Below are 14617 nucleotides of genomic sequence, written 5' to 3' on the forward strand. Positions count from 1 at the left end.
CGTTGCGCGTCCTGGTCCTCAACGCCGGAAGCTCCTCGGTCAAGTACCAACTGATCGACACGTCCAGCGGTGAACGCCTCGCCGGCGGTGCGATCGAAGAGGTGGCCGATCACGCTGCGGCGTTGGCGGCGATCGGCGAGGAACTGGCCGACGCGACAGTCGACGCCGTCGGGCATCGAGTCGTTCACGGCGGTGAGCGGTTTTCCGAGCCGACGCTGATCGACGACGCCGTCGTCGCCGAGGTGCGCGAACTGGTTCCATTGGCTCCGCTACACAACCCGGCGAATCTGCTCGGCATCGAAGCGGCGCGACGCCGCTGGCCTGACGTCGCGCACGTCGCGGTGTTCGACACGGCGTTCCACCGCACGCTCCCGCCATCGGCTTTTCGCTACGCCGTACCCGAGTCGTGGTACGCCGATCTCGGCGTCCGTCGGTACGGATTCCACGGCACGTCGCACGAGTACGTCGCTCGGCGCGCCGCCGACCTGCTGGGTCGCCCACTCGACGAGATCGACCTCATCACCGCGCATCTCGGAAACGGTGCGTCGATGGCGGCCATCGCTCGGGGTCGATCGGTCGAGACCTCGATGGGTCTGACGCCGCTGGAAGGGCTGGTGATGGGGACCCGATCAGGCGACATCGATCCCGCCGTCATCGCGCACGTCAGTCATGCCACCGGGCGCGACCCGCTCGACGTCATCGCTGAGCTGATCCACGGTTCGGGTTTGCGTGGTCTCAGCGGATCGTCCGACATGCGTGAGGTCCTCGAGCGCAGTGCACGCGGTGACGCTGCTGCCGAACTCGCCTTCGACGTGTTCTGCCACCGGATTCGCACGTATGTCGGCGCGTACCTCGCGGTGCTCGGCGGCTGCGAGGCCATCGTGTTCACCGGAGGGATCGGCGAGCGGAGCGCTCGCGTGCGCGCCGCCGTGCTGAGCGGGCTCGGCCGCCTCGGCATCGAGATCGACGCGGAGCGAAACGACACGCACGAACTCGTCATCTCACCCGATGGTGCGAGCGTCACCGTCCTGGTGATCCCGACCGACGAAGAACGCGAGATCGCCCGCCAGACCGCGATGGTCGTCGACGCTGGCTGACCGAGGCCGCCAGGGGTCGCGACACTCGGCTCGGTCGCGCTCGACTCGGCACGTCGTCACCGGGCTCGTGGCGCACCGACTCCTGCCGGATACGCTCCCCACGAAAGGAGTTGGCGCCCTATAAGTCGTGAGTTAAGATGACCTAACTATGATCAGGAAGCACACCCACCGAGGCCGGCTCATCCGCCTCACCGCCCTCACCGTCGCCGTCGGAACGATCGCGGCCGCATGTGGCAGCGACGACGCAGCGTCGCCCGCTGACGAGCCAGCTACCACCGAGGCTCCCGCCGATGAAGCGGTCACGACCGAGGCTCCCGCCGACGAAGCGACCGAGGCGTCGGGCACGGTCACCGTCTACATCGGTCGCCAGTACGGCATCGAGCCCGTCTTCGAACGCTTCACCGAGGAGACCGGTATCGAGGTGCGATTCACCAGCGGTGGCGACCCAGAACTTCGCGAGCGCCTGATCGCGGAAGGCGAGAACACCCCCGCCGACTTCGTCCTCACGGCCGACGCCGCCAACATCGAGCTGTCCGCCCAAGCCGGCATCCTCGCCCCGATCGACAGCGAAGCGCTCGCCACCTCGATCCCCGACGAGCTGCGCAGTGACGACGGTTTGTGGTTCTCCCTCAGCCGCCGCGCTCGCGTCCCGATCTACAGCACCGAGCGCGTCACCGAGCCGCCGGTGTCGTACGCCGACATCGGCGATCCCCAGTGGGCTGGCCGCGTCTGCCTGCGCCCGAGCACGCACCCGTACACCCAGTCGCTGGTGGCGAGCATCATCGCGGCAGAGGGCGAAGAGCGTGCAACCGAGATCGTCGAGTCGTGGGTTGCGAACGACCCGCTCTACATCAACAGCGACACCGACATCTACCGCGCCGTCGCCGCAGGCGAGTGCGACGTTGCCCTTGCGAACACCTACTACCTCGGTCGTCTCCAGTTGGAAGAGCCCGACTTCCCGGTCGCGATCTCGTGGCCCGAGCAGGACGGTCGTGGAGCCCATGTGAACGTCAGTGCCGGTGCGGTCACGGCGAACGCACCGAACCCGGACGCCGCGAAAGTGCTGCTCGAGTGGCTCGCCACCGACGGCCAGCAGGAGTTTGCCGATGCCAACTCCGAGTACCCGGCCGACCCGAACGTGCCGGCGAGCGATCTCGTCGCTGCCTGGGGCGAGTTCTCCTCCGACCTCGCCGTCGTCCAACAGCTCGGTGAGCTGAACCCGACCGCGGTCGAGGTGCTGAGCGCCGCCGGATACGAGTGACGACGAGTCCGGCCGCCGACTCGTCGATCGACCTGCGACGACGCGCACGATCGCTGCCCGGTTGGGTAGCGATCGTCGCCGTCGCGTCGATCGTCGCGGTCCCGGTGGTCGTGACGATCGCCTCGATCCTCGAGCCGAACACCGCGGTCTGGCGCGAACTCTGGAACACCCGGCTTCCGGGGATGATCCGCGACACGGTCACGCTGCTCGTGACCGTCGTGGTTGGTTCCACCGTGCTCGGCACGGGCCTGGCCTGGCTGGTCACCGCGCATCGTTTCCCCGGTCGGCGTCTGCTGGGCTGGGCGCTCGTGACGCCACTCGCGATGCCCGGTTACGTGCTCGGCTTCGTCTGGCTCGACACGCTGCAGGGCCCACTCGGTGCGCGCAGCGTGCGCAGCATCTGGTTGTGTGCCGCCGTGCTCACGATGGCGTACTTCCCGTACGTGTATCTGCTCGCCCGTGCCGCATTCCGAGATCAGTCGGCGAGCTCGATCGCCGTTGCCCGCAGCCTCGGCTGCACGCCGTGGGCCGCATGGTGGCGGGTCACGCTGCCGATGGCGCGACCCTCGATCGCCGCGGGAGCGGCGCTGGTGGCGATGGAGGTGCTCACCGATGTCGGCACCGTGCGGCTCTTCAACGTGAGCACGATCGCCGACGGTGTCTTGCGCGTCTGGTTCGGTACCGGAGATCGCAATGCTGCCGCCGAGTTGGCGACACTGCTGATCGGCGCCGCGGTGTTGTTGATCCTCGTCGAGCGACTGCTGCGTGGGCGTGCGCGCTACACGCAGGGCGGACGGATGCAGACCGTCGCCCCGCGACCCACCGGTCTCGGTGGCACGCTCGCGTTGATGGCGGTCGGCTGGGGTGTCGTCGCCGTGGCCGTCGGGATTCCGCTCGTCAAGCTCATCCGATGGGTTCGTGAAGCCCGCGCGACCGGCCAGAACGTGGCCATGGAGGGCGATCTCGGCCACCACGTCAGCTCGTCGCTACAAGTAGCGGGCGCCGCCACGATCGTGTGTCTCGTCGCCGGAGTCACGCTGGCGTGGCTCGCTCGTCGCCGCGGCATCGCCGGCCAGGTCGTCGCTCGCGTCGCCACCCTCGGGTACGCGGTGCCGGGCCCGGTGGTCGCCGTCGGGGTCGTCATCACACTCGCCGCGCTCGACCGGTTCAGTTGGATCCCCGGCAGCCTGCTCCTCGTCGGCTCGCTCGTGGGTCTCGTGTACGCGCTGACGGTACGGTTCCTCGCTGTGAGCTACCAGGGGGTCGATGCCAGCCTGTCGAAGGTGCCGCCCAACGTCGTTGCTGGCGCTCGCACGCTCGGTGCGGGGCCGTGGCGCGTCGCGACCCGAATCGAACTCCCGTTGATCCGGACGGGTTTGCTCGCCTCCGCGGCGTTGGTCGCCATCGATGCCATGAAGGAGTTGCCGATCACGCTGTTGCTTCGGCCGTTCGGAATGGACACACTCTCGGTGTGGGTGTGGCGGGCGACGTCGGAGAGTTTCTGGGTGCAGGCAGCGGTTCCATCACTCGCGATCGTGGGAATCGGCATGGTGCCGGTCGCTGTACTGCTGTGGGCGTTGGAACGCGGCGCTGAGGTGACGACATGACCGACACGCTGGTTCCCGACGCCGACGTCGTGATCGAACCGGGCGTCCGAGCGCTCGAAGCCCAACGCATTCGTAAGACGATCGGCGGTCGGGCGATCGTCGACGCGGTGGACCTCGCGGTGGAGGACGGCGAACTTCTGGCGCTCGTCGGCCCCAGCGGCTGCGGCAAGTCGACGCTGTTGCGCATTCTGGCCGGACTCGAGCCGGCTGAGGGGCGAGTGCTGTTGCGCGACGTCGACGTCAGCGCGCTGCCCGCCGAGCGGCGGCGAATCGGACTCGTGTTCCAGGATCATGCGCTGTTCCCGCATCTTCGAATCGACCAGAATCTGACCTTCGGCGTTCGCCACCTGTCCCGTCGGGCCCGCCACGCGCTCGTCGGCGAGTTGCTCGACCTGGTGCGTCTGCCCGACGTCGCGAAGCGGTACCCGCACGAGTTGTCCGGCGGCGAGCAGCAGCGCATAGCGCTTGCACGCGCACTCGCCCCGGAGCCGCCGGTGGTGTTGCTCGACGAACCGTTCGCGAACCTCGACGCCACGCTGCGCGACTCGTTGCGCTCCGACGTCGTGACGGCGTTGCGGGCGCGGCGCACCAGTGCTGTCTTGGTCACGCACGACCGCGACGAGGCGTTGCTCGTCGGCGATCGCGTCGCGGTGATGCGCGACGGCCGCATCTTGCAGGTCGATCACCCCGAACGCGTCTACGAGGCGCCGACCGACCGGTTCGTGGCGGGCTTCCTCGGCGACGTCGCCTTCCTGCCGCATGGCGACGGCGGCGTGGTGATGGCCCGTCCGCACGACCTCCGTGTCGAGCCGGGCGGACCCGATCGGGTGTTGGCGCATCACTATCTGGGGTCGGTCTGGCGATACGAGGTCGCACGGGCCGACGGCGTGACGTTGGTGGCCGAAGCGCCCGCCGGTACCGACCTGGTCGACGTCGGTGCCCCCTGCGCCGTGCGAATCGTCGCAGATCACCCGCTCCACCGCCTGGACTGACCCGGCCGCACCCGGCGGTGTCGGTGACCTCAGCGTCGAGGCGTCTTGGCGTCTCGTCACCGAGTTGGTACTCAAGACAGCAGGCGAGTCGGCCGATCACCTCTGTATGGGACCCGGAGTGATACGAGCGCCTCGGGGATGTCCGTGTTGAGCGCAGAGGTGGTGCTGGCGCACCTTCGCCAGACCGTTCTCGTGATCGCCGACGACGGCACGATCCTGCAGCAGATGGGCTCCTCGTTCGGCACGCTGGACTACGAGCCCGGCGAACTGGTCGGCAACAACGCCCTCGACTACGTGGCGCCCGCCTACTACGAAGCCATGCTCTCCGCGTTCTTCTGGCCCGACGATCGACGTGCCCGATCCAAACATCTGCCGTACAAGCTCGGCCTCTTGGACCGCAACGGCGAACGTCACGACGCGGAATGCTGTGCCGAACGCGTCCGCGTCGACGATGGACATGTCTGGATCGTGACGCTGATGCCGCATGAGTTGGAGTCGGCGTCGACGCGAGCGTTGCACGCCTACGGTGCCAGCGCGTCGTCGCTCGACGTCGCCGCATCCGTGGCGAGAAGCCTGTCGATGGAATGGGACGACGCGTTCACCATCCGGTCGTTCTTGCTCGCCGACTTCGACGGACACCGATTCGCGTCTGCGACCGAACCGGGGCGAGCGATCGCTGACGACCTCGGTCGGCTGGTGGCCTCACTGGCCGGCGTCGCGGTGCAGTGGAATCGGCCGGTCGACGCTGTGCACACCGTGCTTCGGATCGACGACCTTCCCGGCGGACTGGCCGAGGTCGCCTTTGCCTCTGGCCTCGCGAGTGCCGATCTCGCTGTCGCACATCTGCATGGCCAGCCGAAACTCGCGGTGCTCTCGTTCGCTCCGATGGAGTATGTGTTCGAGGGGAACATCGACGTGATTCTTCGCGACTCGATGCAGACGATCGAGATGGCGTTGCGTCGCGAGGAGAGCGAGCAACGCCTCACGCATGCCGCCGAACGAGATCCCTTGACCGGTCTCGTCAATCGCACGCGTTTCGCCGAAGCGCTCGATACCTGCACATCCTCGGGTTCGGTGTTGTTCATCGATCTCGACGACTTCAAGTTGGTCAACGACACGTTCGGCCATGTGGTCGGAGACAAGGTGCTGGTCGAGGTCGCACGCCGCATCACCGAGGTGTGCCGGCCCGATGACGTCGTGACGCGTCTCGGCGGCGACGAGTTCGCCGTGCTGCTCGTGGAGGCCGACACCGACGCGGCCACGTCCATCAGTGAGCGCATTCTCGCCGCCATCGTCGCGCCGCTGCCGGTCGGCCTCGGACCCGATCGAGTCTCGGCGAGCGCCGGGCTCGCGACGTCGACGTCGAGCCCCGGCAACTGCGTGGAGCGAGCCGACCTGGCCATGCTGTGCGGCAAACGCTCGGGCAGAGGCCAACTCGTCGTCGCCTGACGCGAACCGCGACCCCGCACCTGGACGTGTCCGGACCGCGACACACACGGACCGTTCGCTGGCGGTGCGTCAGCCCACCGGCTCGCCGTCGTCGGGCTCGAGCGCGAGCGCGACCGCAGCGTCCAAGCGCAGCCAGCGACCCGCCTCGCGCAACGCCGCGTGGCGCTCCTCGCCCAACTCGGCGTCGAGCGTCGTACGGGCCTCCTCGTGGAGTCGTCGTTCCATCGGATCGAACGTGCCACCGACCGCATCGGCGAGATACTCCGCGTAGCCGATCAGCCGGGCCGCCCGCTGCGTTCGCCCGAGCGCGATGTCTGCCGATGCGATGCCGACCATCGACTCCGCGAGCATGATCCGGAAGCCGATGCGATGCCGGATCTCCAAGCTGTGGCGGTGGAGGTCGAGTGCCAGCACGGGGTCGCCCGTGGTGAGCGCAAGGTTCGCGAGATTGTTCAACGCCACACTCTCGCCGATGATCTCGTGGATCTCGCGCGACACACTCAGGCATTGTTCATAGAGCGATCGGGCGCTCTCGTGGTCACCGCCGTCACGGTCGAGGTTGCCGAGCGAGAGCAGCAGGTTGACTTGGTTGAACCGGTCACCAGCCGCTCGTGAGAGCTCGAGGCTGTGTTCGTAGTAGCGCCGCGCGTCCTCGAGATCATCCTCGTGGAACGACACCGTGCCGAGGCTGGCCAGTACCCGGCCCTGACCTCGCAGGTCGCCGAGCTCGCGGTAGGTCGCGAGCGACGCTTCGAAGAAGTGGCGCGCACTGGCCCGGTCGCCTCGGCGTCGGGCGATCGAACCGAGCCGGTCGCAGATCTCGGCCGACGCCTCGGCGACCTGGCGTCGCTCGTCGGCGTCGGCGGCGTTGTCGTTCCAGATCGGCACGAGCGCCAGACCGCGTTCGAGATGCTCCTCGCCTTCGGTGAGGTGGCCGCGATCGTGCCAGAACAGAGAAAGCGCTGCGGTGAGGCGCACCACGAGTGGCGCCGCCGCAGGGTCGCCACGGTCGCATCGGGCGACACCTCTCGCGAGCGCTGCCCGCAGATTGTCGTGCTCTTCTTCGAGACGGAGCGTCCAGTTCTCGATGTGTTCGCCTTCGAGGTGCGGTGCAGCCTGCTCGACGAGTTCGAGGAAGTGCTGTGCGTGCAACTGCTCGACGAGCTCTGCGTCACCCTGTTGGTGCAATCGCTCGCTGGCGTGCTCGTTGATCGTCTCGAGCATGCGATAGCGCGTGTCGCCGTCCGAGGTGTCGTCGGGGATCAACAGGCTGTTGTCCACGAGCGCAGTGATGCCGTCGAGCACGTCGAGTGCCCCGTCGCCATCGCCGACGCGGACCGCATCGGCCGATTCGATCCGGAAGCCACCATCGAAGACCGACCACTGCGCGTACAACGACTTCTGATCGTCGTCGAGCAGGTCGTAGCTCCACTCGAGCGTGTTGCGCAGCGTCTGGTGGCGAGCCGGCAGATCTGTGGCACCGCCGGTCAGGACGCCGAGACGGTCGTCGAGTCGAGCCAGCATCGACGCGGGCGTGAGCACCTTCGATCGAGCAGCGGCCAGCACCAGCGCGAGTGGGATGCCTTCGAGACGCCGGCAGATCGCCGCGACGGTGGCGGCGTTGTCACTCGTGAGTGCGAACGACGGCTTGGCTGCGCAGGCGCGCTCGACGAACAGGGCGACCGCTTCGACCTTGGCGAGCTGCTCGACGACGACGGGGCCGTCCGGATCGGGGAGACGCATCGGTGCCACGGAATACTGCGCTTCGCCGAGGATCTGGAGCGGGATGCGACTCGTCGCGAGGATCCGCAGTCGCCGTCCAGCCGCGAGGAGCGAGGCGATGCGTGGCGCGGCATCGACGACCTGCTCGAGGTTGTCGAGCACGAGCAGCAGTTCGCGATCCGACAGGTGGTGTTCGAGCGCATCGACCGCCGCCTGACCGTCGCGTTGGTCGAGCCCGATGACCGCAGCGATGGCCGGGGCGACCATCTCGGGCTCGGTGACCGACGCGAGGTCGACGAAGAACACGCCGTCGGGGAAGCGGTGCTGGACCCGCTCCGCGGTGCGCAACGCGAGACGCGTCTTTCCGATGCCACCCGAGCCGAGCAACGTGGTGGCGCGCAGCGGACCTTCGGTGACCATGTGAGCGATCTCTTCGACGGTGTCTGCACGGCCGATGAACGGCAGCGCAGGGATCGGCACATTGCCCGGTCGGGCATCACGGCCCCGCAACGGCGGGAAGTCCGCCGGCATCGACCACGTCGGTTCGGACGCGACGACCTGGAAGACGTGCTCGGGTTCGATGAGATCCTTGAGCCACAGTTCCCCGAGGTCACGCAGTGTGACATCGGGTGGCAGGTGATCGGCGACGAGGTCGAAGGACGGTCGTGAGACGAGCACCTGTCCGCCGTGCGCCACCGCCAAGATGCGTGCCTGACGCGACAGCGTGTGCTGTGCGACGTAGACGCCGTCGCGTAGTTCGGCTGCGCCGGTGTGGATCGCCATTCGGACGCGGAGCGCCTCGAAACCGGCGGGCCATGTCGCGTGGGTGAGCGCATGTTGGCTCGACACGGCCATCTCGAGCGCTGCTGGTGCCGATGCGAACGCGACGACGAAGCTGTCGCCCGCTGTCTCGTAGAGCACGCCACCGTGTCGATGCAAGGCGTCGCGCAAGATCTCGTTGTGCAGGGCGAGCGCGACGTCCATCTCGGCGGGTTGCTGCTCCCAACGCGCCGTGGAACCCTCGATGTCGGTGAACAGGAAGGTCACCGTTCCGGTCGGGAGTTCGCTCACTCCGTCTGGTCTAGCGGAGTCGCACCCGGAATCGCCAGAGCGGCGCAGACTCGCTCCAGCGTCGTCGACGCGGTGGCCTCGCCGCTGCCGTCACCGCAACCGGCGACGTCTTGACACACTGGGCGTATGCGGATTCTCGTCGACGCGGTGTCGAACGACCTCGGCAGCGACGTTCGAGACGCGCACCGCCTCGGGGGCGGCGACGTGGCCGAGTCGTTTCGCATGGACCTCGTCGACGGACGGACCGTGTTCGCGAAGACGCACCGTGACCCGCCGCCGGGCTTCTTCACGACGGAGGCGCACGGGCTTCGATGGCTCCGCGAGCCAGACGAGCTCGCGGTGCCGGAGGTGTTCGCTGTGTCGGATGGCGACGACGGCTCGCCGCCTCGGCTCGTCCTCGAATGGATCGAGCCGGCCACGCGCTCGACCGCCGAGGGGGAAGGCGCGTTCGGACGAGCGTTGGCGCGGCTGCATCGAGTGGGCTTCGCGTCGTTCGGTCGTGAGGATCGTCGAACGACCGGGTCGCTCGCGTTGTCGAACGACCCCTGCGGATCGTGGGTCGAGTTCTACGGGGAGCGACGCCTGAGGGCATTGGCCATCATCGCCAGAGGTCGCGGAGCCCTTCCCGACTCGACGCTCGCCACGCTGGACCAGGTGATCGAACGACTCGATCAGGTCGGCGGACCGCCCGAGCCGCCCGCTCGGCTCCACGGCGATCTCTGGGCTGGCAATCGAATGATCGACGGATCCGGCCGTTCGTGGCTGATCGACCCGGCGTGCCACGGCGGCCACCGCGAGTACGACCTGGCCATGATGCGCCTGTTCGGCGGGTTCGGCCCGGAGAGCTTCGAGGGCTACCAGGACGAGTGGCCGTTGGCCGATGGCTGGCAGACACGCGTGCCGCTCCACCAACTCGCGCCGCTGGTGGCCCACGCCGTCAAGTTCGGCGGCCAGTACACGGCGGCGACCGATCATGCGCTGGAGGCGGTCGTGGCGATCTGACCTCGTACGTGTGGCGATCGTCGTCGGATGAGCGAACGCGCCTCGGCGACAGAGTGGGTCTGACCCACTCTGTCGCCGTGTGATCAAGTCGCTGCGTGATCAGGCGTCGGTCGACTCGGAAGCCGGTTCGTTCGCCGGTCCGGTGGATGCACCAGCTGCCAGCGCCATCGTCTGGCGGGTGTGCCAGATGAATGCGCCGCCCATCACCGTGCACACCACGCCGAGTCCGGCGAGCAGCGCTGCCACGCCGAGTGCGAGCTGCAGGGTGCTGTGCGTTGCCGCGCCGACGCCGAGTTCGGCGACGAGTGCGTGAGCGGTGCCGCTCCATGCCATGTCACGGGCCTGTCCCTCCACCGGGTCCATGCGGTCGAAGCCGGTCCAGTAGCGACCGTCTACCTCGAACTCGCAGCTGATTCCCTCCTCCGGGAACGGAGTCGGCACGGCGACGGTCTGGTCGTTGCACATGAACTCGGTGGCGACGTTGCCGTCGGCGTCGGTCAGGTCCGACTCCATCAACGTGACCGTCTGCGTCCCGTTGAGGATGTGGTAGGAGATCGTCGCCATCTGGAACATGTATTCCGTGGCGGTGTTGACCAGCGGATCGTTCGGATCGAGATCTCCGCTGACGATCGGGAAGTTCCAGTCGTCGGCGAGCAGCGACCGGATCGCTTGCGCGTTCTCGACGGTACCTCGGTCGATCAACTGGCCGTCCTCGTTGTAGCTGAGCTCGACGTCTTGCACTTCGCTGAAGGACTGGAGCGACCCGTAGCCGCCCTGTACCTTGCTGTAGGCGACACCTGCGCCGACGAAGTATCCGATGCCGACGACGATCATGAAGATTCCCAGTAGTCCGAGTGGTTTCTTGAGCATTGCGACCCCTTTCAGGTGGTCTGATGTTCGCCGACGAGCTTGTTAGCGACGAACGATGCAGTGACCACACTGTCGGCCGAGGGTTACGTTCACTAGGGCACAACTGCTCCAATGGTCGCTGCGCTGTCACCGGCGACTCGAGATGTCCGAAGCCGGATACGGTCGGGCGAGACCGAGATGATGGAGGGTGCGATCGATGGGTGACGAACTGCCGGCCGCGATCGAGTACGTGCGGACCACCGCGACGTTCGATCAGGACGACCACCCCGGTGGGCTCCGACGAGCGCATCGAGTCGCCGCCGGCGTCTGGGCGCGACTCGACGTCCATACCGGCGCACTGGTTTTCGTGTTCGAGGACGAACCCGATGAGCGCATCGAGGTGGCCGCGGGAAGCTCGATCGTGATCCCGCCGCAGCGGCTGCATCACGTCGAGGTGGTCGGGCCGGTCACCTTCTCGATCGATTTCCATCGCGAACGTGACCGCCCGCTCCCTGCGGACGGAGCCGAGAGCTCCGGTCTGGCCAACGACTGACCGCTCGGTCCGATCGACGGCTCGCTCGACTGGGCGCGTCAGCGCGTGAGGATCCAGGCCAACGCGCCGCCGAGCACGACGTAGACACCGGCGACCGGCAGAGTGCGTCGCAACACGAGACCTTCTTTGCCTGACAGCCCGACGGTCGCTGCGGCCGCGACGATGTTGTGCGGGCAGATGATGTTGCCGACGGCGGCTCCGAAACCCTGCGCGCCGAGGAGTGGGAGCACCGGCTGGTCGGTCGCTTCGGCGGTCGCGACCTGGAAGTCGGTGAACAAGATGTTCGACGCGGTGGCGGACCCTGTCACGAACGTGCCGAGCGCCCCGACGGCCGGTGCGAGAAGTGGCCATGCCGCGCCGGCACCAGCGGCGGCCGCTGCGAGTTCGTCGGTCATCCCCGACTGCGACATCGTGCGTGCGATCGTCACCATCGCCAACAGCGCGACCACGACCGGCGCCAGGCGTCGATTGGTCGTGGCGATGGCGTGGCGGATGTCGGCCGCTGACGCTCGCTGTGCCAGGGCTCCGAGCCCGAACGCGATCGGTAGCAGCACGCCGGGGTGATAGAGCGGCCGGACCGCACCGGTGAACCGCTCGAAGATCGTCCAGTCGACGATCACGTCGAAGAGGGGATCGCGTACCGGCGTCACCAGTCTCGTGATCAACACGAGCACGACGATGGCCAGGTAGGGCGCACCGGCGCGCAGCAGATCGCTGGATGACGATGGTGTCGACTCGCCGTCGATCGATTCTGCGCCGAGGGACCCGGCGCTGGCATTCGCGGTACGGCTGCGCACGACGACCACGAACAGCACTACGCCGATGAGCGCGCCACCGAGCGTCGGGAGTTCCGGGCCGACGAACCGACCGATCAGGTAGTACGGCCCGAGGAACGTGGCCGCAGCGAGTGCACCCCATGCCCAGGGAGGCCCTCCCGTCGAGACCGCCTTGCCGATCAACCACACGACCACCGCCGCCAGAACCCAGCCGAGGATCGTGTGATACGGCACGGTGGCGCGAGCGAGTTCGGCGGCGGTGAATCCGGTCTCCGCGACCTGGGCCAGCACGGGGGTGCCGACCGCGCCGAACGACACGCCGACGGCGTGCCCGACGAGCGCCGCGCTCACCGCCTCGATCGGGCGGAACCCCGCGGCGACGAGAAACGGCGCGGCGAGTGCGATCGGGGTGCCGAAGCCGGCGGCGCCTTCGAGGAACAACGAGAAGAACCACGCGATCAGGAGCGCAGCGACGCGCGGGTCGGGGGTGAGCCGCGCCAGGCCGTTCTGGAGCGTGGCGGTGGCGTCGGTGCGTTGCTGGAGTTCATGGACGGCGAGCGCGGGTCCGATGATCGCGACGACCGTCAACGTGACCCACGCGGCTTCCGCGACCACGCCGATCACGCCGGCGGCCGGTCCGAACGAATCGTCGGTTCCGCCGAAGTCGAACACGACAAGAGCGATCGCCACCGACCCGGCGGCCGCGACGAGGCCGGCCCGCATCGCCGACCAGCCGAGGCCGACCATCATCACGAGCACCGCGACGATCGGCACCGCGGCCATCACCGCATCGAACGAGCTCACGACACCCACCTCACGTTCCGTCCATCATGCTGGCTCGTGCGTGCCGGTTCGTGTATGCCGGGTCCGTCGCTGCTCCGCCTCGTCCATCATGGCCGGTTCCTGCAGCTGGCACTCTCTCGTTCGGCAACCGCCCCAGGCTGATCGATGGGCCGATCCCGTTGTCGCCAGTCGTTGTCTCAGTGCTCGATCGGCGTGGCGAGCTCGATGAGGAGCCCGTTCGGGTCGAGCACGTAGGCGACCGTCTGGCCCCAGGGCTTGGCGATCGGGTCGACGTAGCGATGTGCACCCGCGGCCAGCGCTGCGTCGACCGCGGCGGCGACGTCGTCGGCGAGCAGTGTGATCGTGACGGCGGGCGGCGGCCCGTCGGTGGTCAGCGCGGCGAAGCCCCCGGCCGTGTCCAGGTTGGCTCGGGCCAGGTCGGTCGAGGCAAACGCCAAGGCGGTCGACCCGGTGGCGAGTTCGCCGTAGTCGCCTTCCGGCGTGAGGAAGACGCGCTCGATGCCGAACGCGTCGGTGAAGAACCGCAGCGTCGCGTCGACGTCGTCGACGTAGACGATCGTGTAGCCGAAGCTGATGTCGGAGCGGGGCGCCGTCGACTCGGCGGTCATCGCTCGACCGTGGGGGAGAGGTGTGTCGTCTGCATGCGCTCGACCGTACGGAAGCGGTGCGACAGCCGAGTGTCGGATATCGCAGGATCTTCTTGACGAGACTCGTCCGGGGTGCTGAGGTGCCGGTGTGAATCGGCTCGAGCGTCTGCACGCCCTCAGCGAAGCGATCCGCCGTTCGGCGACGCGGCCGGTGAGCGCCGGGGCATTGGCCGACCGCTTCGGAGTCACCCGCCGCACGATCGAGCGTGACATCGCCGCGTTGCGCGCTGCGGGCGTCCCGCTCTACGCCGAGCGCGGCCGGAATGGCGGGCACGTCAGCCTCGACACGAACGCCACCGCCGTCGTCGCCCTGTCGACCTCGGAGATCTCAGCGCTCCTCATCGCGGTGGCCGCGGCCGGACCCGACATGCCGTACACCGACGCGGGCACGTCCGCGACGGAACGTCTGCTCGATTCGCTCGGAACCGACACTCGTCTCGCGGTCGGTGACCTTCGGCAGCGGATTCGAGTGCGACAGCAGCCCGCGGCCTCCCGTCGGGCGCGTCGAACCGTCGAGGAGGCGGTTCGACGGCAGGTCGTGGTCAACCTCGACTACGTCGACGCGCACGGGACGGCCACGGCTCGGAGCGTGGATCCGGTTGGCTTCTACAACGGGGCCGAAGGATGGTTTCTGATCGGCTGGTGCCACCTTCGCGAGGGGGGACGCATCTTCCGTCTCGACCGGATTCGCAGCGCCCGACTCACCACCCGAGCGGCGGATCGACACGATGTCGACCACACGCTCGGATGGGTTCCCGACGACATCGCCGTCCCGTGATCCCGCCGG

12 protein-coding genes are annotated in these 14617 nt (G+C 68.0%); 8 read left to right on the top strand and 4 right to left on the bottom strand.

Features of this window, described 5'->3' with window-relative positions; genetic code table 11:
- The first annotated feature begins 2 nt into the window (after positions 1 to 2).
- The 5 genes from ACE37B_RS15335 (at position 3) to ACE37B_RS15355 (ending at position 6406) form a co-directional block, all read left to right on the top strand.
- Positions 3 to 1097: an acetate/propionate family kinase gene (locus ACE37B_RS15335; protein WP_409924196.1), complete on the top strand. Its 1095-nt coding sequence runs from the start codon at positions 3 to 5 to the stop codon at positions 1095 to 1097.
- A 148-nt stretch (positions 1098 to 1245) separates the two neighbouring features.
- The gene (locus tag ACE37B_RS15340; RefSeq protein WP_409924197.1) at positions 1246 to 2358 is read left to right on the top strand and encodes an extracellular solute-binding protein; all 1113 of its coding nucleotides are present in this window, start codon (positions 1246 to 1248) and stop codon (positions 2356 to 2358) included.
- Positions 2355 to 3965 (top strand): ABC transporter permease, encoded by a 1611-nt coding sequence (locus ACE37B_RS15345; protein ID WP_409924198.1) that lies wholly within the window; start codon positions 2355 to 2357, stop codon positions 3963 to 3965. Before ACE37B_RS15340 ends, ACE37B_RS15345 begins: the two co-directional genes overlap by 4 nt.
- On the top strand, positions 3962 to 4957 hold the full coding sequence (locus tag ACE37B_RS15350; RefSeq protein ID WP_409924199.1) for an ABC transporter ATP-binding protein: 996 nt from the start codon (positions 3962 to 3964) through the stop codon (positions 4955 to 4957). Before ACE37B_RS15345 ends, ACE37B_RS15350 begins: the two co-directional genes overlap by 4 nt.
- Before the next feature lie 147 nt (positions 4958 to 5104).
- A complete protein-coding gene (locus tag ACE37B_RS15355) occupies positions 5105 to 6406 on the top strand; it encodes a GGDEF domain-containing protein (RefSeq protein ID WP_409924200.1) in 1302 nt (433 codons plus the stop codon).
- Between the two features lie 69 nt (positions 6407 to 6475).
- On the opposite strand, the gene ACE37B_RS15360 is transcribed toward ACE37B_RS15355, so the two are convergent.
- The gene (locus ACE37B_RS15360; protein WP_409924201.1) at positions 6476 to 9199 is read right to left on the bottom strand and encodes an ATP-binding protein; all 2724 of its coding nucleotides are present in this window, start codon (positions 9197 to 9199) and stop codon (positions 6476 to 6478) included.
- 126 nt (positions 9200 to 9325) lie between these two features.
- Here ACE37B_RS15360 and ACE37B_RS15365 point away from each other — a divergent pair, with 126 nt between their 5' ends.
- Entirely contained in the window at positions 9326 to 10201 is an 876-nt protein-coding gene (locus ACE37B_RS15365) for a fructosamine kinase family protein (protein WP_409924202.1), read from the top strand.
- Positions 10202 to 10300: 99 nt separating this feature from the next.
- Here ACE37B_RS15365 and ACE37B_RS15370 read toward each other — a convergent pair whose 3' ends face one another.
- Positions 10301 to 11071, bottom strand: coding sequence for a hypothetical protein (locus ACE37B_RS15370; RefSeq protein ID WP_409924203.1), 771 nt, complete (start codon positions 11069 to 11071; stop codon positions 10301 to 10303).
- A gap of 196 nt (positions 11072 to 11267) precedes the next feature.
- Between ACE37B_RS15370 and ACE37B_RS15375 the strand changes: the two genes are divergently transcribed.
- Positions 11268 to 11603, top strand: a complete 336-nt coding sequence (locus ACE37B_RS15375) for a DUF1971 domain-containing protein (RefSeq protein WP_409924204.1) — start codon at positions 11268 to 11270, stop codon at positions 11601 to 11603.
- A 38-nt stretch (positions 11604 to 11641) separates the two neighbouring features.
- Here the strand turns inward: ACE37B_RS15375 and ACE37B_RS15380 are convergent, their stop codons facing one another.
- Entirely contained in the window at positions 11642 to 13183 is a 1542-nt protein-coding gene (locus tag ACE37B_RS15380) for an L-lactate permease (protein ID WP_409924205.1), read from the bottom strand.
- Between the two features lie 176 nt (positions 13184 to 13359).
- On the bottom strand, positions 13360 to 13791 hold the full coding sequence (locus tag ACE37B_RS15385) for a VOC family protein (RefSeq protein ID WP_409924206.1): 432 nt from the start codon (positions 13789 to 13791) through the stop codon (positions 13360 to 13362).
- Positions 13792 to 13918: 127 nt separating this feature from the next.
- Here ACE37B_RS15385 and ACE37B_RS15390 point away from each other — a divergent pair, with 127 nt between their 5' ends.
- Positions 13919 to 14608, top strand: a complete 690-nt coding sequence (locus ACE37B_RS15390; RefSeq protein WP_409924207.1) for a helix-turn-helix transcriptional regulator — start codon at positions 13919 to 13921, stop codon at positions 14606 to 14608.
- Positions 14609 to 14617: the final 9 nt, after the last annotated feature.

This window comes from Ilumatobacter sp. (genome assembly GCF_046290335.1).
Taxonomy (GTDB): domain Bacteria; phylum Actinomycetota; class Acidimicrobiia; order Acidimicrobiales; family Ilumatobacteraceae; genus Ilumatobacter_A.

What these genes read in the sequence shown, in the direction of transcription:
- ACE37B_RS15340 (WP_409924197.1), top strand. Translation starts at nt 1,246, where the DNA reads ATGATCAGGAAGCACACCCACCGAGGCCGGCTCATCCGCCTCACCGCC.
- ACE37B_RS15350 (WP_409924199.1), top strand. Translation starts at nt 3,962, where the DNA reads ATGACCGACACGCTGGTTCCCGACGCCGACGTCGTGATCGAACCGGGC.
- ACE37B_RS15365 (WP_409924202.1), top strand. Translation starts at nt 9,326, where the DNA reads ATGCGGATTCTCGTCGACGCGGTGTCGAACGACCTCGGCAGCGACGTT.
- ACE37B_RS15370 (WP_409924203.1), bottom strand. Translation starts at nt 11,071, where the DNA reads ATGCTCAAGAAACCACTCGGACTACTGGGAATCTTCATGATCGTCGTC.
- ACE37B_RS15375 (WP_409924204.1), top strand. Translation starts at nt 11,268, where the DNA reads ATGGGTGACGAACTGCCGGCCGCGATCGAGTACGTGCGGACCACCGCG.
- ACE37B_RS15385 (WP_409924206.1), bottom strand. Translation starts at nt 13,791, where the DNA reads ATGACCGCCGAGTCGACGGCGCCCCGCTCCGACATCAGCTTCGGCTAC.